The following is an 18,570-nucleotide window of genomic DNA, read 5'->3' as shown; positions in this document are numbered from 1 at the left end:
GCGTAGATACTCGGGTGTCATGGACTCCGCGAACTGGTGGCGCGACGCCGTCGTCTACGAGGTCTACGTACGCAGCTTCGCCGACGCGGACGGGGACGGCACCGGGGATCTCGCGGGCCTGCGCTCGCGCCTGGGTCACCTGGCCGACCTCGGCGTCGACGCGGTGTGGACGACGCCGTGGTACCGCTCGCCGATGGTCGACGGCGGCTACGACGTCGAGGACCACCGGACCCCCGACCCGCTGTTCGGCACCGACCCGGACGTGCTCGACCTCGTGGCCGAGGTCCACCGGGTGGGGCTGCGGCTGCTGATCGACGTCGTGCCGAACCACACCTCCGACCGCCACCCGTGGTTCCGCGCCGCGCTCGCCGGCGGGCCCGAACGCGCGCGGTACCACTTCCGGCCGGGGCGCGGGGCGGACGGCGAGCTGCCGCCGACCGACTGGCGCAGCGTCTTCGGCGGGCCGGCGTGGACGCGGGTGGCCGACGGCGAGTGGTACCTGCACCTGTTCGCCCCGGAGCAGCCCGACCTCAACTGGGACGACGAGGCTGTCCGGGCCGACTTCGAGGACCTGCTGCGGTTCTGGTTCGCGCGCGGGGTCGACGGCGTCCGCATCGACGTCGCCCACGGGCTGCTCAAGGACCCGGCGTTCCCCGACCTCGGCGCCGACGACGAAGAGATCGCGCGCCCGCCGGACCGCGCCGCGCACCCGCACTGGGACCTCGACGGCGTGCACGACATCTACCGCTCGTGGCGCGAGATCGCGGGGGAGTTCGGCCCGGACCGGGTGTTCGTCGCGGAGGCGTGGGTCGACCGGCCGGACCGCCTCGCGCGGTACGTGCGCCCGGACGAGCTGCACACGGCGTTCAACTTCGACTTCCTGCGCTGCGACTGGGACGCCGGCGCGCTGCGCGAGGTGATCGACCGGACGCTGGCGGCGCTGACGGCGGTCGGCGCGCCCGCGACCTGGGTGCTGTCCAACCACGACGTCGTCCGGCACGTGACGCGGTTCGCGCCCGGCGGCGACCTCGAGCGGGGCCGACGGCGGGCCAGGGCGGCGCTGCTGCTGATGCTCGCCCTGCCCGGCGGGGCGTACCTGTACCAGGGCGAGGAGCTGGGGCTGGCGGAGGTCGAGGACCTGCCCGAGGCGGTGCTCGCCGACCCGACGTGGGAGCGGTCCGGCCACACCCGCCGCGGTCGTGACGGCTGCCGGGTGCCGCTGCCGTGGTCGGGGACGACGCCGCCGTTCGGGTTTTCGCCCGACGGGACGAGCACGTGGCTGCCGCAGCCGCCTGACTGGCGCACGGCGACGGCCGAGGCCCAGGCGGCCGACCCCGGTTCGATGCTCCGGCTGTACCGGGCGGCCCTCGCCGCCCGCCGGGCCCACCCGGCGCTCGGGGACGGGACGCTGACGTGGCTGCCGTCGTCTCCCGGTGTGCTGTCCTTCGCGCGGGAGCCGGGGTTCGGGTGCGTGGTGAACCTGTCGGCCGCGCCGTACGAGCTGCCCGAGGGCGCGCGGGTGCTGCTGTCGAGCGTGCCGTTGGAGGCGGGGCGGCTGCCGGTGGACGCGGCGGTGTGGCTCGTGCGGGACTGAGTGGCGTTGTCTGGCGGATCGGCGGGCGGCTGAGGGCTCAGCGGTGTGGCTCGTGCGGCGCTGGAGTGGCGCTGTCTGGCGGGTCGCGGGTGTGGCTGAGGGGCGCAGCGGTGTGGCTCGTGCGGGGCTGAGCGGTGCTGTCCGGTGGATCGGAGAGTGGCGGGCGGCCGGTGGGCGCGGCGGCTCGTGCGGGAGCGAGCGGCGGGGTCGCGAGTGTCGCGGGCGGCCGGGGCGCGGCAGTGCGGCTCGTCAGGAGTTGAACGGACTTCACCCGGACGGGTTGAGTGAAGCGGTGTGAAGCCGGGAGCGGCGGGGTATCCGGTCGCGTTCGTTGCCGCTCTTCCCGAGCCGGAGGTCGTCCGATGCCCGTTCGCACCCCGCGTCCACCCGCCACCGATGTCGTGGCCATGGCGTTGAAGATCCTGGTGGCCCAGGGCATGACGGGTGCGGCCGCGCAGGCCGCCCTGATCGCGATGGCGCAGGACCGCGGCCTCGCGGTCCGCAACTGCGCCACGCTGCTCGTCGCCGCCGTCGACGGGAGAAAAGGCTGATGGCTCTCGCCGGAGGAGCTTCGCGGGCCGGGACCGCCGACACCGGCGGGGGCGTGCTGCTCGCCGTCGGGCTGGTCGTCGCGTTCTTCACCTGGTGGTCGTGGTGGACGGCCGCGGGGATCGCGCTGGCCGCCGCCGGCGCCCTGTGGCTCACGCTCGCGAACCGGCCGGAGTAACCTGCCGGCTCTCAGGCGTCGACCGTTTCGAGGCTCCGGGGCCGCAGCCGGTCGAGGACGGGTCCCGACAGGCGCGGCCGCCCGCCCGGGTGCTCGGACGTCGCCGCGGCCGCCGCGACCGCCAGGCAGGCCGCCGCCTCCAGCGGACGCCGCCGGGTCAGCGCCGCGGTCAAGGTCGCGACCAGCGCGTCCCCGGCCCCGGTCGGGTCGATCACCTCGGTTTCGACGTGCGGCACGAACCACGACTGACCCGGGCCGGCGAACAGGTTCCCCTGCCCGGCCACCTCCAGCACGACCAGCGACGGCCCGCGCCGACGCAGGTCCGCCGCGGCGCGGGTCGCGCCGGCGACGTCGGCCACCGGCCGGCCGGTGAGCAGCTCCGCGTCGCGGGCGTCGGCGCGCAGGACGTCGGCGAGGCCCAGCAGCTCCGGGACCAGGCTTTCCGGCGCGCCGTCCAGGACGACCCGCGTGCCCGCGGTGTGCGCGAGCCGGGCCGCCAGCAAGGCCGCCGGTGCGGGCTGCTGCAGCTGGACGATCACGGACGCGGCGGCCGAGATCGGCGCGGACGCGGCGAGGACGTCGGACTCGGTCACCAGCGTCGCGTCCGGGACGTGCTCGAGGTAGCGGTCGCCGACGACGTCGACGATGACCGCCGTCTCGGTGCCCGGCCGCCGGACCACGTGCGTGGTGCCGATCCGGTCGGCCCGGGCACGGGCGCGCAACGCGTCGCCGGCGGCGTCCCGCCCGACGACGCCGACCAGCGACACCGCCACGCCGAGCTGACTCAGCGCCACGGCCTGGTTGGCACCCTTCCCGCCGAGCGGCGCCGGCGCGTCCGGGGCCTCGAGCACCAGGTCACGGGCGATCTGCCCGACCACCACGACTTCGCTGAACATCATCGGTCCCACCGGTCCATGACGCCTCCTCGCTTGGCGAAGATCGACTACCCAGGTGCGAGCGGGAGGCAAACCGCACGATCGGGTCGAGCACCCCGAGGCCGGCCCAACGGCCCTGGTCGGCGTCCCACGCGGAAAAAGAGCGTTTCCCTTCCGGTGGTTTGGGTATCAAGATCCCGACCTTGATCACCCCGCTGTGACGCCGGCTCCACCCGGCGCGGAAGGCCTGCCGAATCCGTGTCCCCTGCCCTGCCGGTCCCCACCCGGTCCGCGCCGCTCACGGCGCGCCGGACGGAGTACCGCCCCGGTCTGCTGGTGCTCACCTTCGCCGGGGAGATCGACGCCCTGACCCTGCCGATCCTGAAGCGTGAGCTGGCGGCGTCGCCACCGGGGACGACGGTGGTGAACCTGTCCCAGGTGGAGTTCCTCGGCCTGGCCGGCGCTCGCGCCCTGGCGGCGGCCGCGGAGCTCGCGGGGGAGGAGGGCGGCCGGTTCGGGGTGGTGGCGAACAGCCGGACCCTGGCGCGGCTGTTCCGGATCACGGGGCTGGCCGAGGTGGTCCCGATGTTCGCTTCGCTGTCGGACGCGTTGCGGGAGCTGCTGGCGGCGGGCGTGCACGACGCGGCCTCCTGAGCGCGCCCGCCTCAGCGGATGACCGATCAGCCCGGCCGGTCGTCGCGGGGGAGGCGCCGTCCCGCGAGCACCGGACGGCGACGGGGGTCGAGACGGGGCTCATGCCGCCGATCACGTTCACCGACCAGCGGCACCTCGGCGCCACCGAGGTGCAGCGCGTGACGGTGACCGGCGGGCACTGGACCGCGGTGGGCGGCTTCTTCGCCCCACGCCTGACGGGTGGCCCGCCGCGGCGGTCGTGAGTGAGAAACAGTGTTCTAACCCTGTTTCTCACTCACGACCGGGCACCAGCACCGCGCGGCCGACGATCTTGCCCGCGCGCAGCCGCTCGAGTGCTTCGGCCGCCTCGGACAACGGGAAGACCTCGGTCTCCACCTGCAGCGCGCCGGAGCGCGCGAGGGCGATCACCTCGTGCAGCTCCGGCCGGCTGCCCCAGAACGGGAGCGAGATCGAGCCGCCCGCGGGGAGCGGGCCCGGCTTGCTCACCGTGAGCGTTCCGCCCGCGCTGCCGACCAGCACCAGATCCCCGCCGGGGCGCAGGACTCCCGCCCCGAGGCGCAGGGTCGCGGCACTGCCGACGAAGTCGAGCACGGCGTCGGCCGTGCGGCCCAGGACCGTCTCGGTGTCGGCTCGGACGAGCAGCGTCCGGTGGGCGCCACACCGGTCGGCGAGGGCCAGTGCGTCCTCGCGGACGTCGACGGCGACCACCTCGGCCTCGGTGATCGCGCGCAGGAGCTGGATCGCGACGTGGCCGAGCCCGCCGACGCCGATGACCACGACGACGGAGCCCGCGCCCAGCGTCAGCCCGGCGATCGCGTGGTACGGCGTCAGGCCGGCGTCCGTCAGCGGCGCCGCCTGGGTGGCGTCGAGGTCGCCGATCGGGACGAGGTGCCGGGCGTGGGGGACCAGGACGTGGTCGGCCATCCCGCCGTCGCGGCCGAGACCGGCGCCGGAGAAGCCCAGGTTCGCGCGGCGGTCGCAGTAGTTGTCCCGCCCGGCCTCGCAACTGCGGCACTCGCCGCACCCCCACGGCCCGTAGACGGCGACGCGGTCGCCGAGCGCGACGCCGGTGACCGCGTCGCCGAGGGCGTGGACGCGGCCCGCGATCTCGTGGCCGAGCGTGAAGGGGAGGCGGTAGGGGAAGACGTCGTCGAGGACGTGCAGGTCGGAGTGGCAGATCCCGGCCGCCTCGACGCGGACCAGCACCTCGGTGCCCACCGGCTCGGGGACGTCGACGTCGACGAGGGACGGCGGGGTCCGCCAGGCGGACAGGCGCAGCGCCCGGGTCTTGCGCGATTCGCTCACGCGACCGACGATACAGAAATGAACTCAGTTCAGGAAGAATGGCAGGGCAAGGTGGTGCTCGTGACCGGCGCGGGGTCGGGGATCGGGGCCGCGGTGGCGCGGAAGCTGGCCGGGCGGGGCGCGCGGACGATCGTGCTCGCCGACCTGGACGCGGACGCCGCCGGGAAGGTCGCCGCGCCGCTGGCCGGCGCGCGGGCCGCGGAGGTGGACGTCGCCGACCCGGACCGCGTCGACTGGCTGGTCGGCGGGATCGTGCGCGACCAAGGCCGGCTCGACGTCGTCGTGCACGCGGCCGGCATCGACGACCCGCAGGCCAAGCAGTGGATCGCCGACGCCTGGGAGGCGCGGACGCCGCTCGAAGTCACGTCGCGCCTTGACACCCGGTCCTGGCGGCGCGTGCTGAGCGTGAACCTCGACGGCACGTTCCACGTCCTGCGCGCCGCGGTCCGCGTGATGGTGCCGCGCCGGGCCGGCGCCGTGGTCGTCGTCGGCTCGTCGTCCGCGTTCGACGCCCCGGTGGGCTATCCGCACTACTCCGCGTCGAAGGCCGGGGTGCACGCGCTGGCCCAGGCGGTCGCGAAGGAGGTCGTCCCGTTCGGGGTGCGGGTCAACGTCGTGGCGCCCGGGCCGACCGAGACGGGGATGGCCGCGCGGACGCCGGACGCGCTGCGCCGGGCGTTCGAGGAGTCCGGTGCTGGGGCCTACGCGACGCCGGAGGAGATCGCGGACGTGGCGCTGTTCCTGGCGGGTGGGGAAGCGGCGAACCTGGCCGGTTCGGTGGTGCTCGCCAACGGTGGCCGCTTCACCGCGTGACCTCTTGCCAGCGCGGAGCCGGCGAGCTACCGTCACCTGAACTGAGTTCACTTTGCTCTCAAGGGAGAGGGTCGGCGTGGATCAATTCCTGCTCGTGCTGGTCAGCGGGATCGCCAGTGGTGCGATCTACGGCCTGATGGGCCTCGGCCTGGTGATCGTCTACCGGGCCACCGACGTGGTGAACTTCGCGCTCGCCAGCCTGGCGACGCTCGGCCTCTACGCCGCGATCACCTTCCACGACAACGGAACCGCGGTGATCGTCGGCGTGCTGGGCGCGATCGCGGTGACCGTCGCCGCCGGGCTGCTGGTCCGCGAAGTCGTGATCCGCCCGCTCGGCCAGGGACAGCTCTTCGCCGCGCTGGTGGTCACCATGGGCGTGGCGCTCATCGCCGAGAGCGTGATCAGCTCGATCTGGGGCACCGAACCGAAGGCGTTCCCCAGCATCGTCGACGGCACGGTCCGCGCGGGCGGCGTCGCGATCCCGGCGCAGAGCCTGCTGACCATCGCCGTCGCCGCCGTCGCGATGGGACTGGTCGCCTTCCTGTTCGGCCGGACCACCACCGGCTCCGCGATGCGCGCGGTCGCGGAATCGGCTGACACCGCGCAGGTCGTCGGGATCGACGCGCAGCGGATCGCGCGGCTGGCGTGGGCGCTGGGACTCGGGCTCGGCGCACTCGCCGCGTGCCTCTACGCCCCCAAGGTCGGCCTGGCGCCGACTGTGCTCTCGGCCCCGCTGTTCCGCGCCTTCGCCGGGATCTTCCTCGGCGGCCTCAACAGCATGTACGGCGCGGTCGTCGGCGGCCTCGTGGTCGGGGTACTGGAGAACCTCGGCGCGAGCTACGTCTCGGCCAGTTTCCGCGACACCTTCGTCTTCTCGTTCACCGTCCTCGTGCTGCTGATCCGCCCGCAGGGCCTCTTCGGCACGCGCACCTTCCAACGGGTTTGAGGTACGCCATGTCCTTCATCCGATCCAGGACGGCGCGGGCCCTGCTGGGGCCGCTCGCCGCCGTCGCGGTGATCGCCGTGACGAACTCCGGGGCCATCCCGCCCTTCCAGACGTATTCGATCGCACTGGCCGCCGTCTACACCATCGCCGTGCTGTCGGTCGGGCTGCTCGCCGGCTGGTCCGGCGTCTGGTCGGTCGGGCACCCGGCGTTCTTCGCGGTCGGCGCCTACTTCGCCGCCTACGGCAGCGGGCACGGCTGGTCGCTGGAGACCATCGTGGCCGGCACGGTGGTGGTCAGCGCGGTGCTCGGCGGCTTCCTCGGTTATGCCGGCGCCCGCTTCTCGACGCTCTACATCGCCTTGCTCACCTTGGCGTTCAGCCTGGTCTCCCTCGAGGTGATCAACCGCTGGACCGACGTCACGGGCGGCGACCAGGGTGTCCCGGTGTCGCAAGTGGACACCGTCGCCGGCGTGCTGCCGAGCGGGGGAACGGAAGTCCAGACCCTGGCGATCGGCGCGGCCGGCGTCTGCCTGGCGATCGCCGTGCTCGCCAAGGGATCGGCGCTGCGGATGCGCCTGGTGGCGGCCAAGTCGCACCCGCTGGTCGCGCAGTCGATCGGGATCGCGCCGGAGGCCCAGTCGGCGCTCGCGTTCGCGGTGAGCGCCGCGTTCACCGGCTTCGCCGGGGTGCTGCTCGGCCTGCTCAGCGGGTTCGTCAGCCCCGACCCGTTCTCGCTCAACCTCGGGATCTCGCTCATCGCGTCGTGCGTGCTCGGCGGCGTCGGCAGCGTGCTCGGCGCGGTCGTCGGCGGCGGCTACCTCGCCTGGTCGCCGACGCTGGCGAGCTCGATCGGCCTGCCCCAGCCGGTGGTGCAGGGACTCGTGCTGATCGCCGCGCTGATCTTCCTGCCGGGCGGGGTGGTGCCGTTCCTGGGCAAGCTCGCGCGCAAGCTCGTCCGGGTACCCGCGACGCGCCCGGCGCAGGTCCCGGCCACCGAGTCCGACGTCGTGCACCAGGCGCCCGGCGGAGCGCCGCTGCTGACCCTTGCGGACGTGTCGGTGCGGTTCGGCGGGTTGAAGGCGCTGGAGGGCGCGTCGCTGTCGGTCCGCCGCGGCGAGGTGCTCGCGGTCATCGGCCCGAACGGCGCGGGCAAGACCACCCTGATGAACGTCCTTTCCGGACTCGCCGGCGGTGGCCGGGTCGGCGGAAGCGCTGTGTACGAAGGCAAGGAGCTGCTGTCCACACGAGCCACCGCCCGGCGGCGGCTCGGGATCGGGCGCACCTTCCAGCACGCCGAGGTCTTCGGCGAGCTGACCGTCGCGGAGAACGTCCTGTGCACGCACCGGCGGATCACGCCCCGGCACCGCCGGACCGCCGCCGAGCTCCTGGCCCGCGTCGGGCTCGCCGACGTCGCGGACCGCTACCCGGCGGAGCTGCCGTTCGGGCTGCAAAAACGGCTCGACCTCGCGCGGGCGATGGCCGAGGAGCCCGCGCTGCTCGTCCTCGACGAACCGTTCGGCGGCCTGGACGCCGACGAGCGCGCGACGGCGGCCCGGCAGATCGAGCGCCTGCGCGACGGCGGCGCCGCCGTGCTGGTCATCGACCACGTGCTGGACGACCTCTTCGCCGTCGCCGACCGGGTCGTCGCCTTCGACTTCGGCAAGCCCGTCGGTGAAGGACTGCCCGGCGACGTGCTGCGCGACCCCGCCGTCCAGGCGTCCTACCTCGGCACGACCACCGCCCGCCCGGCGCTGGCCACCCGCGCCGAAGACGCGCCCGTGGTGCTCCGGCTGTCCGGCGTCGAACACCACTACGGCGGGGTCGCCGCGCTGCGCGGCATCGACCTCGACATCCGCGAAGGAGCCGTCCTCGGCGTGGTGGGCGCGAACGGCGCGGGCAAGAGCACGCTCGGGCGCGTCCTCCACGGCTCGCTGCGGCCCTCCGCCGGCACGCGGGAGGTGAGCCGGACGGGCGTCCGCACGGTCGGCACCAGTCTCGTCCCGGAAGGCCGGGCCCTGTTCAAAACCCTTTCGCTGCGCGAAAACCTGGAGGTGGCCGCGTACTCGGCGGGGCTGAAGGGCGCCCGGCTGCGCGCGAAGCTCGACGAGACCGCCGAGTGGCTCCCGCCGCGGCTGCGCGACCGGCTGTCGGTGCAGGCGGCCGGGCTCAGCGGCGGCGAGCAGCAGATGCTCGCCATCGCCCGCGCCCTGATGGCCGGCCCGGACGTCCTGATCGTCGACGAGCCGGCCCTGGGACTCGCCCCGGCGCTGGTCGACGAGGTGTACGCGCGGCTCGGCGACCTCGCCGGCGGCGGGATGACCGTCGTCCTGCTGGAGCAGCTGCTCAGCCGCGCGATGGCGACCTGCCACGAGGTGGTCGTGCTGCACGAAGGGGTCGTGGCCGCGCACGGCTCGGCGGCCGACTCAGCGTTCGCCACCCGGGCCGAGTCCGCCTACTTCGGCGGCGAGCACGCCGTCGCGCTGGGCGTGCGTGACGTGACGACGTTGGAGGCGTGATGCCGGCGATCGACCCGGCCCTGCTCACCGAGACCCCCGAGCAGCGCGAACTCCGTGCGGTGGCGAGGGACTTCTTCGCCGCGCACGGGGGAGACTGGAAGCGGATGGCCGGTGAGCTGGGCGTCCAAGGGCTCGCGATCCCCGAGGAGTACGGCGGCGCCGGGTATTCGTTCGCCGAACTGGCTGTGGTGCTGGAAGAGGCCGGACGCGCGTTGTGCGCCGGTGCGTTGCTCCCGACCGTCGTCCTGGCCGCGCACACCCTGGTGCTCAGCGGCGACGAGCGCTACCTGCCCGGCATCGCCGACGGCTCTCTGAGCGTCACCGTCGCCTTCGACGGCGACGTCCAAGCGCGCGACGGGACGCTGTCGGGAACGGCGGACTTCGTCCTCGGGGGAGCGGACGCGGATCTGGTCCTCGTGCGGGCGGGGGACGGGCTGTTCGCCTGCTCGCCGGGCACCAGGACGCCGTTGCGCGTGCTCGACGAGAGCCGACCCCAGGCACGCCTCGAGTTCCACGACACCCCGGCGACGCCGATCGGGAGCGCGGACGTCGTGCCGCGGGTGCTCGACATCGGGCGGGCGGCGTTGGCCGCCGAGCAGGTGGGCGGGATCGCGCACGCGCTCGAGGCGACCGTGGCGTACGTCGGGCAGCGCCGGCAGTTCGGCCGGCCGATCGGGTCGTTCCAGGCGGTGAAGCACCGGCTCGCCGCGTTGCTCGTCGAGTACGAGGCCGCGCGCTCGGCGGCGGCGTACGCGATCGCCTGCGTCGCGACGGAGTCCGCCGAGCTACCGGTGGCGGCCGCCGCGGCCGCCGCGGTGTGCGCGGACGCGTACCGGCTGGCGGTCACCGAGTACGTCCAGCTGTACGGCGGGACCGGCTTCACCTGGGAGCACCCGGCCCACCGGTACGTCCGGCGCGCGCGGGCGGACGAGGTGCTGTTCGGCACGCCGCAGGACCACCACGCCCGGCTCGCCGCCGCTTTGGGGCTCTGACCACCTGTCAGCGGGTTGACAGCGGACCCGTCCGACCTATTCAATCAAACTGAAGTCAGTTCAGTTAGGAGAACGAGATGGCCGTGGAAGACGAGATCCAGTTCGAGCGCGACGGGCACGTGGCCCGGGTGTGGCTGAACCGGCCCTGGAAGAAGAACTGCGTCACCGTGCCGATCCTGGAGCGGCTCGACGAGATCATCACCGAGGTCGACAAGGACCCGGACCTGCGGGTGCTGGTCCTGCGCGGCCGCGGGGGCACGTTCTGCTCCGGGTTCGACCTCGACAGCCTGCAGGCCGAGTACATCGGCAGCTCGACGGCCATGGAGGTCGCCGTCATCTCCGCGAAGATCTGCGACCGCCTGTACTCGATGAACACGCCGTCGGTCGCGGTGCTCGAGGGGTACGTGACCGCGGGCGGGTTCGAGCTGATGATCTCGTGCGACTTCGCGATCGCCTCCGACGACGCCAAGATCGGCGACTTCCACATGCGCCGCGGTCTCTTCGGCGGCGCGGGCCCGATCTACCGGGTGCCGCGAATGATCGGCATCCGCAAGACCAAGGAGCTGATGCTCACGGGCAAGCTGCTCTCCGGCGTCGAGGCGGCCGACTTCAACCTGATCAACAAGTCCGCTCCCGCGGAGCGGCTCGACGAGACGGTCGACGAGTTCATCGGCCAGCTCACCGACAAGAGCCCGTTCCAGATGCGCATCACCAAGATGACCATCGACCGCAGCCTCGACGCGGACACGCAGTCGCTGATGGTCATGGAGCACCTCGCGGTGGGCGTGACGCTGAACTCCGACGACGCGGCCGAGGGTGTCGCGGCGTTCCTGGAGAAGCGCGAACCCAAGTGGACGGGGCGCTGACCGATGGAACCGACGGGGGTGACCCTGCCCGCCGAGGGCGTGCTGTGGAGCTGGACCGTGCAGCGGTTCGCGCCGAAGTCGCCCCCGTACGTCCCGCCGGCCGCCGGCTTCCGGCCGTTCGCGCTCGGGTACGTCGAGCTGGACGGTGGCCCGCGCGTGGCCGCCGTGCTCGACGTACCCGACCCGGCGGGGGTCCACATCGGAATGCGCTTCCGCGTCGAAGAGACCACCGGCGTGCCGCGTGCCGAGCCGGTCGAGGAGGATTCGTGAGCGACGTCCTGATCTGCGGCGCCGCCCGCACGGCGTTCGGCCGCTCGGAGCGCTCCGGGCGCGCCCACGCCGTCGAAGCGGTGACCGCGGCGCTGGCCGACGCCGGGATCCCGTGGTCGCGGGTCGGCGCGGCGTTCGGCGGCAGCGACGCCGCCGGCCTGGCCGACACCCTGGTCACCGACCTCGGCCGCACCGGCCTGCCGTTCGTCAACGTCAAGAACGGCTGCGCGACCGGCGGGAGCGCGCTGGTCTCGGCGGTCAACGCGATCCGGTCCGGGATGGCGGACGTCGTGCTCGCCGTCGGGTTCGACAAGCACCCGCGCGGCGCGTTCGACCCGCGGCCCGGGGACTGGGGTCTCGACGACGCCTACGGGCGCGACGGGCTGATGGTGACCACCCAGTTCTTCGGCATGAAGATCCGGCGGTACATGCACGACTTCGGGATCACCGAGCGGACCCTGGCGCTGGTCGCGGAAAAGGCGTACCGCAACGGCAGCCTGACGCCGGAAGCGTGGCGGCGCAAGGAGATCAGTGCCGACGAGATCCTCGCGTCCGGCCTGGTCAACGACCCGCTGACCCGCTTCATGTTCTGTTCTCCGGGGGAGGGCGCGGCGGCGCTGGTCCTGTGCTCTCCCTCGGTCCCCACCCGGGACGCCGTCACGCTGCGATCCGCCGTCGTGCGGACCCGCCGGCGCGGCTCGTTCGAGGTCTTCAGCCCGTCGATCGAGGCGGGCGAGCTGACCAGCGTCAGCCGCGACACGGCCGCGGCGGCGTTCGAGCAGGCGGGCCTCGGACCGTCCGATGTGGACGTCGCCCAGCTGCAGGACACCGAGAGCGGCGCCGAGGTCATGCACCTGGCCGAGTGCGGGTTCTGCGCGGACGGCGAGCAGGAGAAGCTGATCGCGTCCGGGGCCATCGAGATCGGCGGCACGCTGCCGGTCAACACCGACGGCGGCTGCATCGCCAACGGCGAGCCGATCGGCGCGTCCGGGCTGCGGCAGGTCTACGAGGTCGTCCAGCAGCTGCGCGGCCGGGCGGGTGCACGGCAGGTGCCGGGCGCGCCGCGGATCGGGTTCACCCACGTCTACGGCGCACCCGGGGTCAGCGCGTGCACGGTGCTGGCCCGATGACCGGCCCGGCGGAGTTCCGCGCCGAGGCCAGGGCCTGGCTGTCCACTGTGGCCGGTCCGCGCACCTCGGCCGGCTGGGGAACCGGTGACGACTCGGTGGCCGTCTTCGAGAACTGGACCGAAGAAGAGGAACGCTCGCACACCGCGCGTGGTCAGGAGTGGGAACGCACCCGGTTCGACGCGGGCTGGGGCGCTCTCGGCCGCGCGCCCGAGTTCGGCGGCCGCGGGCTGCCGGCGTACTACGAGCAGCTCTACCGCACCGAGGAGGCCGCCTTCGACGTCCCCCGGCGGAGCGAGATCTTCCCGGTGACCCAGCACCTCGTGGCCCCCGCGATCGAGATCTGGGGCACCGGCGACCAGAAACGGCGCTGGCTGCGGCCGATGCTGCGGACCGACGAGCTGGCCTGCCAGCTGTTCTCGGAAACCGAAGCAGGCTCCGACCTCGCGGCCGTCCGGACCCGGGCCGTGCGCACCGGCGACGGCTGGGTGCTCGACGGCCACAAGGTGTGGACGTCCGGCGCCCGCGTCGCCACCTGGGGCGTCGCCGTCTGCCGCACCGATCCCGACGTCGCGAAGCACGCCGGCATCACGGTGTTCCTGGTGCGGATGGACGCTCCCGGCGTCACCGTGCGGCCGATCCGGCAGATGACCGGCGGTGCCAGCTTCAACGAGGTCTACCTCGACGGCGTCGTCGTGCCCGACACCGACCGGCTCGGTCCGGTCGGCCAGGGCTGGAAGGTCACGCTCAGCGTTCTGGCCGCCGAACGCCTCGACTCGGGCTCGCTCGGCCTGGACAACGCCGACCGCGCGATCGAGCTGGCGCGGCACAGTGCCCTCACCGACGTCGAGCGGCAGCGGACGGCGGACCTGTTCGTCCGCACGCTCGTCCAGCGGCTCATCGGCCTGCGCGTCACCGCGGCGCTGGCCGCCGGCCGCGAGCCCGGCGCGGAGGCCTCGGTCGGGAAGCTCTACGCGACCGAAACGATGCGGCGGACCAGCGACCTCGTCGTCCAGCTGCTGGGGCCGCGGGTCGTCGCGGACACCGGCGAGTGGGGCACCTTCGCCTGGACCGAGCACCTGCTTGGCGCCCCCGGCTACAGCATCGCCGGCGGCTCCGACGAGATCCAGCGGACCATCCTCGCCGAGCGCGTGCTCGGCCTGCCGAAGGAGCCGTCGCGATGACGCTCGCCGATCAGGTCCGCGACCGCCTCGGCGGCGAGCTGGAAGTGCTGCCCGGCGGCCATTCCGGGCTCACGTACACCGTCAACGGCTCCTACGTCGTCAAGGCCGTCCCGCCGGGGCAGAAACCGGTGGGCCGCAACGACGTCCTGCGGCAGGCGAGGGTCCTGCGCGCGCTGGCCGGATCGGCGGTGCCGGTGCCGCGGGTGATCGCGACGGACGAGACGTGGTTCGCCATGGAGTTCGCCGACGGCGAGGCGATCGAACCCGTCCTCGACGAGCACAGCCTCAGCCCGGACCTCGCTCGCACCCGGATGCTGGAGGCGGCCCGGCTCCTGCGTCTGCTCCACGACGCCGGTCCGGTCCCGGGCGAGCCGCCCGCGTCGGCCGCCGGCGAGCTGGAGCGCTGGACCCGCACGATGCACGCGGTCCCGGCCGAGCTCCGGCCCGGCGCCGAAGACCTGCTGCGGCTCTTGGCCGACGACGTCCCGGCCGACCTGCCGCCGGTGCTCGTGCACGGTGACTTCCGGCTCGGCAACGTCCTGTTCGCCGGGTCCCGGGCCACCGCCGTCGTGGACTGGGAGATCTGGAGCACCGGCGACCCGCGGACCGACCTCGGCTGGTTCCTGCTGTTCGCCGACCACCGCAACTTCCCCGCCCTCGGGACGCCGGTGCCCGGGTTGCCGACCGAGGCCGAACTGCTGGCCGTCTACGGCGGCGCGCTGCCGTCGATGGCGTGGTTCCGGGCGCTGGGCCGGATGAAGATGGCCGCGATCATGGGCCACAACCTGCGCCGGCACCGCGAGGGCAAGCACCACGACCCGGACCAGGAGCGGCTGCCGCCCACGATCGCCGCGATGATCCGGTCCGCCGCCGACATCGTGAGGAGCTGACCATGGATTTCGCGCTTTCCCCGCGGGCCGGAGAACTGCGGGCGCGGGTCGAGTCCTTCATGGACACCCACGTCCTGCCCGCCGAGCCGGTGTACGACCGTCAGCTCGCCGAGGCCGCCGACCCGCACGCCCTGCCGCCGATCATGGTGGAACTCAAGGAGAAGGCCCGCGCCGAAGGGCTGTGGAACCTCTTTCTCACCCACGGCGACCGGGGCGCCGGGCTGACCAACCTCGAATACGCGCCACTGGCCGAGCTGATGGGCCGCTCGATCATCGGCAACGAGGTCTTCAACTGCTCGGCCCCGGACACCGGCAACATGGAGCTGCTCTCGCTGTTCGGCAGCGCCGAGCAGCGGGAACGCTGGCTGGAAGCGCTGCTCGACGCGCGGATCCGCTCGTGCTTCGCGATGACCGAGCCGGACGTCGCGAGTTCCGACGCGCGCAACATCCGCACCCGGATCGTCCGCGACGGCGACCACTACGTCGTCACCGGCCGCAAGTGGTACACCTCCGGCATCCTCGACCCCGACTGCGAGCTCATCATCCTGATGGGTGTCAGCGACCCGGCGGCCCCGGCCTACCGGCAGCAGAGCATGGTCCTGATCCCGCGCCACGCGCCGGGCGTCACCGTGCTGCGCGACCTGCCGATGTTCGGCTACACCGACCGGCTCGGCCACGGCGAGGTCCTGTTCGAAGACGTCCGCGTGCCCGCCGCGAACCTGCTCGGCGGGGAAGGTGAGGGGTTCGCCCTCGCACAGGGGCGGCTCGGCCCGGGCCGCATGCACTACGCGATGCGCGCGGTCGGGTTCGCCGAACGCGCACTCCGGCTGATGTGCGAACGGACGCTCGCCCGCGTCGCGTTCGGCGGTCCGCTCGCCGAGCGTGGCGTGGTGCGCGAGTGGATCGCGCGCAGCCGCATCGAGATCGACCAGCTGCGGCTGCTCGTGCTCAAGTCCGCGTGGCTGATGGACACCGCCGGCAACGCGGGCGCCCGGATGGAGGTCGCGGCCATCAAGGTCGCCGCCCTCGACGTCGCCCACCGCGTCGTCGACCGGGCGGTGCAGGCGCACGGCGCGGCCGGCGTCAGCGACGACACCGTGCTGGCCCGGCTGTTCTCGATCACCCGCGCGCTGAAGATCGCCGACGGCCCCGACGAGGTGCACCTGCGCACCGTCGCGCGGCAGGAACTGGCCAAGTACGAGGAGGCGCGATGAAGGTTCTCGACGGACAGGTCGCCGTGATCACCGGCGGCTCCCGCGGCATCGGGCTCGGGATCGCCAAGGCGTTCCGGGCCGCCGGTGCCGACATCGTGATCGCGGCCCGCAAGGCCGACGGGCTACGGGCCGCCCGCGCCGAGCTGCTCCGCGGGGAAGGGACCGGCGACGTGCTCGACGTCGTCGCCAACGCGGGGGAGCCGGAGCAGGCGGACCGGTGCGTCGCGGACACGATGGTCCACTTCGGACGCGTCGACATCCTGGTCAACAACGCGGCGACCAACCCGTACCTGGGCGACCTCCTGGAGCTGGACCTCCCGCGCGCCGAGAAGACCGTCCGCGTCAACCAGTACGGCATGATCGCGTGGAGCCGGGCGGCCTGGCACGCCTGGATGGCCGAGCACGGCGGCACGATCGTCAACATCGCCTCCGTCGGCGGCCTCATCGTCGACCCGCAGATCGGCTACTACAACGCGACGAAGGCCGCGATGCTGCTGATGACCCGGCAGCTCGCCTACGAGCTCGGCCCGAAGGTCCGCGTCAACGCCATCGCGCCCGGCGTGATCAAGACCGAGCTGGCCAGGGCGGTCTGGGAGGCGCGGGAGCCGATCCTGACCGCGAAGCTGCCGCTGCGCCGGCTCGGGACCCCCGAGGACGTCGCCAACGCGGCCCTGTTCCTGGCGAGCGCGGCGTCGTCGTGGATGACCGGGCAGGCGCTGGTCCTCGACGGCGGTGCGACCGCCCTCCCGATCGCCGTGGACGCGTGATGTTCTCCCTCGAGGGCAAGACGGCGGTCGTGACCGGGGCGTCGTCCGGGCTGGGCGCGCGGTTCGCGACGGTGCTGGCCGCGGCGGGCGCGACGGTGTACGCCGCCGCGCGCCGGGCCGACCGGCTGGCGGCGCTGGGCCCGGACATCCACCCCGTCACCTGCGACGTCTCGGTCGCGGCGGACCGGGTCCGGCTGGCCGAGACCGCCGGCCGCATCGACGTCCTGGTCAACAACGCGGGCGTGCCGGGGGAGCAGCGGGCGGAGAAGGAGAGCGCCGACGACTTCGCCGGCGTGCTCGCGGTGAACCTGGTCGCGCCGTTCCACCTGTCCCGGCTGATGGCCGAAAGCGGCGACGGCGGCAGCATTGTGAATGTCGCCTCGATCCTCGGGCTCGTGTCGGCCGCGCCGCTGGGCGGGGCGGGCTACGCGGCGTCGAAGGCCGGGCTGATCGGGCTGACCCGGGAGCTGGCCGGCCAGTGGGGCGGCGCCGGGGTCCGCGTCAACGCGCTGGCGCCCGGCTGGTTCCGGTCCGAGATGACCGGCGACCTGTTCGACGACGAGCGTTCGCGACGCTGGGTGGAGCGCAACACGATGCTCAACCGCGGCGGCGACCCGGGCGAGCTCGACGGCGCGCTGCTGTTCCTCGCCTCGGACGCGTCGTCGTACTACACGGGCCAAGTCATGGTGGTCGACGGCGGCTGGACCGCTCGATGAGTGGGGACGGCGTCGCCCACGTCCTGCCGACCCGCGGCCGGGCCAACCCGATCGACCCCGCGACGGCGCAGGGCCTCCTGACCGCGCCCCGGCGATGCGGGCCGGGTGTCCGGCCCGCTGTGGTGGTCATCGCGGACGCCCCGCACGACGCACTCCGGATCTGCGCCGGGCTCGACGCTCCGGTGGTCGCCGCCGGCCGGGGTGCTGCCGCGGGGGCCGGGCTCGGGCTCGTCGGACCGCGACCGGCGCTCGACCCGCTGGTGACGAACCGCCGCCTGAGCGCGTCGGAGGACTTGGCCGCGGGCCTGGTCACGAGGATCGCGCCGGCAGCGGCGGGCGAGCCGGCCGCGCAGATCTCGCCATGTTCCCCGGCGAGCGGTTGTGACATGAATTCAAGTGAGGACTACGCTCGGGGCTCGCACGGTGACGCGGACGAGAGGACACGCCATGACGGGGGCGAGGCTGGTGGAGCCGGACGAGGGCCCGCGGTCCAAGCGCGGCGCGATCCTCGCCGCCGCGATCGAGTACTTCGGCGAGACCGGGTACGAGGCCACCAAGTGGTCGGCCGTCGCCGGGCGGGTCGGGATCGGGCAGACCGCGCTGTACCACTACTTCGAGTCGAAGGCCCACTGCCTGCTCACCATCATGCGGCTGGAGCTGCAGCGCTCGCGCGACCAGTTCGTCGAGGCCACGCAGGAGGAGCAGGACCCGGTGGCCGCGCTGCGGGCGGCCGTGCGGGCGGCGTTCGCCGTGTCCGAGAACGAGATCCTCCAGATGCGGATCCTGCAGAACAACATGGTCCTGCTGGCCGGCCCCCGCGCGTCCAAGCGCGAGGAGACCGAGCGCCGCGCGGCGCGCGAGCTGGTGCAGTCCATCGAACGCGACTGGACCCGGCTGCTCACCCAGGGCATGTCCCAGGGCGCGTTCCCGGTCCGCGACGCCCACACCCTGGCGCTCGCCCTGCTGGGCCTGATCATCAGCGTCTGGCGGTGGTACCGCCCGACCGGGTCGACGCCGCTGGCCGAGGTGCGGGAGCTCATCGAGGGCTGCTGCCTGCGCATGGTGACCGAGTAACCCAGCGGTCCACAGAGGACTGCGGTAGCGGTTTTCCCCG

Annotated in this window: 20 protein-coding genes and 2 pseudogenes; 20 read left to right on the top strand and 2 right to left on the bottom strand. The window is 73.5% G+C overall.

Features of this window, described 5'->3' with window-relative positions; genetic code table 11:
• Positions 1 to 19 precede the first annotated feature (19 nt).
• From ACZ7PG_RS00380 to ACZ7PG_RS00370, 3 genes are all read left to right on the top strand, one after another.
• Positions 20 to 1,594, top strand: coding sequence for a glycoside hydrolase family 13 protein (locus ACZ7PG_RS00380; RefSeq protein ID WP_470236911.1), 1,575 nt, complete (start codon positions 20 to 22; stop codon positions 1,592 to 1,594).
• A gap of 362 nt (positions 1,595 to 1,956) precedes the next feature.
• Positions 1,957 to 2,145 (top strand): hypothetical protein, encoded by a 189-nt coding sequence (locus ACZ7PG_RS00375; protein ID WP_470236910.1) that lies wholly within the window; start codon positions 1,957 to 1,959, stop codon positions 2,143 to 2,145.
• Complete coding sequence (locus tag ACZ7PG_RS00370) at positions 2,145 to 2,321, top strand: hypothetical protein (protein WP_470236909.1); 177 nt, start codon at positions 2,145 to 2,147, stop codon at positions 2,319 to 2,321. Before ACZ7PG_RS00375 ends, ACZ7PG_RS00370 begins: the two co-directional genes overlap by 1 nt.
• 11 nt (positions 2,322 to 2,332) lie before the next feature.
• Here ACZ7PG_RS00370 and ACZ7PG_RS00365 read toward each other — a convergent pair whose 3' ends face one another.
• Positions 2,333 to 3,220, bottom strand: a complete 888-nt coding sequence (locus ACZ7PG_RS00365; protein ID WP_470236908.1) for a PfkB family carbohydrate kinase — start codon at positions 3,218 to 3,220, stop codon at positions 2,333 to 2,335.
• A 234-nt stretch (positions 3,221 to 3,454) separates the two neighbouring features.
• On the opposite strand from ACZ7PG_RS00365, the gene ACZ7PG_RS00360 reads away from it, so the two are divergent.
• Both ACZ7PG_RS00360 and ACZ7PG_RS00355 read left to right on the top strand, forming a co-directional pair.
• Complete coding sequence (locus ACZ7PG_RS00360; protein WP_470236907.1) at positions 3,455 to 3,850, top strand: anti-sigma factor antagonist; 396 nt, start codon at positions 3,455 to 3,457, stop codon at positions 3,848 to 3,850.
• A gap of 101 nt (positions 3,851 to 3,951) precedes the next feature.
• The gene (locus tag ACZ7PG_RS00355; RefSeq protein ID WP_470236906.1) at positions 3,952 to 4,092 is read left to right on the top strand and encodes a hypothetical protein; all 141 of its coding nucleotides are present in this window, start codon (positions 3,952 to 3,954) and stop codon (positions 4,090 to 4,092) included.
• Positions 4,093 to 4,120: 28 nt separating this feature from the next.
• Here ACZ7PG_RS00355 and ACZ7PG_RS00350 read toward each other — a convergent pair whose 3' ends face one another.
• Positions 4,121 to 5,155: an NAD(P)-dependent alcohol dehydrogenase gene (locus ACZ7PG_RS00350; RefSeq protein ID WP_470236905.1), complete on the bottom strand. Its 1,035-nt coding sequence runs from the start codon at positions 5,153 to 5,155 to the stop codon at positions 4,121 to 4,123.
• 18 nt (positions 5,156 to 5,173) lie between these two features.
• Between ACZ7PG_RS00350 and ACZ7PG_RS00345 the strand changes: the two genes are divergently transcribed.
• From ACZ7PG_RS00345 to ACZ7PG_RS00275, 15 genes and pseudogenes are all read left to right on the top strand, one after another.
• Complete coding sequence (locus ACZ7PG_RS00345) at positions 5,174 to 5,968, top strand: SDR family NAD(P)-dependent oxidoreductase (RefSeq protein WP_470236904.1); 795 nt, start codon at positions 5,174 to 5,176, stop codon at positions 5,966 to 5,968.
• Positions 5,969 to 6,044: 76 nt separating this feature from the next.
• The gene (locus tag ACZ7PG_RS00340) at positions 6,045 to 6,914 is read left to right on the top strand and encodes a branched-chain amino acid ABC transporter permease (protein WP_470236903.1); all 870 of its coding nucleotides are present in this window, start codon (positions 6,045 to 6,047) and stop codon (positions 6,912 to 6,914) included.
• A gap of 8 nt (positions 6,915 to 6,922) precedes the next feature.
• Positions 6,923 to 7,801 (top strand): annotated as a pseudogene (locus ACZ7PG_RS00335) (branched-chain amino acid ABC transporter permease); the annotation flags it as partial.
• Positions 7,802 to 7,972: 171 nt separating this feature from the next.
• Positions 7,973 to 8,419: pseudogene (locus ACZ7PG_RS00330) on the top strand (ATP-binding cassette domain-containing protein); the annotation flags it as partial.
• Positions 8,420 to 8,503: 84 nt separating this feature from the next.
• Positions 8,504 to 9,430, top strand: coding sequence for an ABC transporter ATP-binding protein (locus ACZ7PG_RS00325; RefSeq protein WP_470238971.1), 927 nt, complete (start codon positions 8,504 to 8,506; stop codon positions 9,428 to 9,430).
• Positions 9,430 to 10,422, top strand: a complete 993-nt coding sequence (locus tag ACZ7PG_RS00320) for an acyl-CoA dehydrogenase family protein (protein WP_470236902.1) — start codon at positions 9,430 to 9,432, stop codon at positions 10,420 to 10,422. Before ACZ7PG_RS00325 ends, ACZ7PG_RS00320 begins: the two co-directional genes overlap by 1 nt.
• Before the next feature lie 77 nt (positions 10,423 to 10,499).
• The gene (locus ACZ7PG_RS00315; protein WP_470236901.1) at positions 10,500 to 11,288 is read left to right on the top strand and encodes an enoyl-CoA hydratase/isomerase family protein; all 789 of its coding nucleotides are present in this window, start codon (positions 10,500 to 10,502) and stop codon (positions 11,286 to 11,288) included.
• Positions 11,289 to 11,291: 3 nt separating this feature from the next.
• A complete protein-coding gene (locus ACZ7PG_RS00310; RefSeq protein ID WP_470236900.1) occupies positions 11,292 to 11,558 on the top strand; it encodes a Zn-ribbon domain-containing OB-fold protein in 267 nt (88 codons plus the stop codon).
• Positions 11,555 to 12,688: a thiolase family protein gene (locus ACZ7PG_RS00305; RefSeq protein ID WP_470236899.1), complete on the top strand. Its 1,134-nt coding sequence runs from the start codon at positions 11,555 to 11,557 to the stop codon at positions 12,686 to 12,688. Before ACZ7PG_RS00310 ends, ACZ7PG_RS00305 begins: the two co-directional genes overlap by 4 nt.
• Positions 12,685 to 13,869 (top strand): acyl-CoA dehydrogenase family protein, encoded by a 1,185-nt coding sequence (locus tag ACZ7PG_RS00300; RefSeq protein ID WP_470236898.1) that lies wholly within the window; start codon positions 12,685 to 12,687, stop codon positions 13,867 to 13,869. The genes ACZ7PG_RS00305 and ACZ7PG_RS00300 overlap by 4 nt, the downstream gene beginning before the upstream one ends.
• Positions 13,866 to 14,759: a phosphotransferase family protein gene (locus ACZ7PG_RS00295; RefSeq protein WP_470236897.1), complete on the top strand. Its 894-nt coding sequence runs from the start codon at positions 13,866 to 13,868 to the stop codon at positions 14,757 to 14,759. Before ACZ7PG_RS00300 ends, ACZ7PG_RS00295 begins: the two co-directional genes overlap by 4 nt.
• 2 nt (positions 14,760 to 14,761) lie before the next feature.
• Positions 14,762 to 15,973 carry an acyl-CoA dehydrogenase family protein gene (locus ACZ7PG_RS00290; protein ID WP_470236896.1) on the top strand — a complete coding sequence of 404 codons (1,212 nt, stop codon included), beginning with the start codon at positions 14,762 to 14,764 and terminating at the stop codon, positions 15,971 to 15,973.
• Positions 15,970 to 16,740: an SDR family oxidoreductase gene (locus ACZ7PG_RS00285; protein ID WP_470236895.1), complete on the top strand. Its 771-nt coding sequence runs from the start codon at positions 15,970 to 15,972 to the stop codon at positions 16,738 to 16,740. Before ACZ7PG_RS00290 ends, ACZ7PG_RS00285 begins: the two co-directional genes overlap by 4 nt.
• Complete coding sequence (locus ACZ7PG_RS00280) at positions 16,740 to 17,456, top strand: SDR family NAD(P)-dependent oxidoreductase (protein ID WP_470236894.1); 717 nt, start codon at positions 16,740 to 16,742, stop codon at positions 17,454 to 17,456. Before ACZ7PG_RS00285 ends, ACZ7PG_RS00280 begins: the two co-directional genes overlap by 1 nt.
• Before the next feature lie 447 nt (positions 17,457 to 17,903).
• Positions 17,904 to 18,530: a TetR/AcrR family transcriptional regulator gene (locus ACZ7PG_RS00275; protein ID WP_470236893.1), complete on the top strand. Its 627-nt coding sequence runs from the start codon at positions 17,904 to 17,906 to the stop codon at positions 18,528 to 18,530.
• The last annotated feature ends 40 nt before the right edge of the window (positions 18,531 to 18,570 follow it).

The organism is Amycolatopsis sp. NPDC114504 (assembly GCF_055633595.1).
The sequence above is the reverse complement of the archived record's forward strand: the minus strand, read 5'-3'. Positions and strand labels throughout refer to the sequence as shown.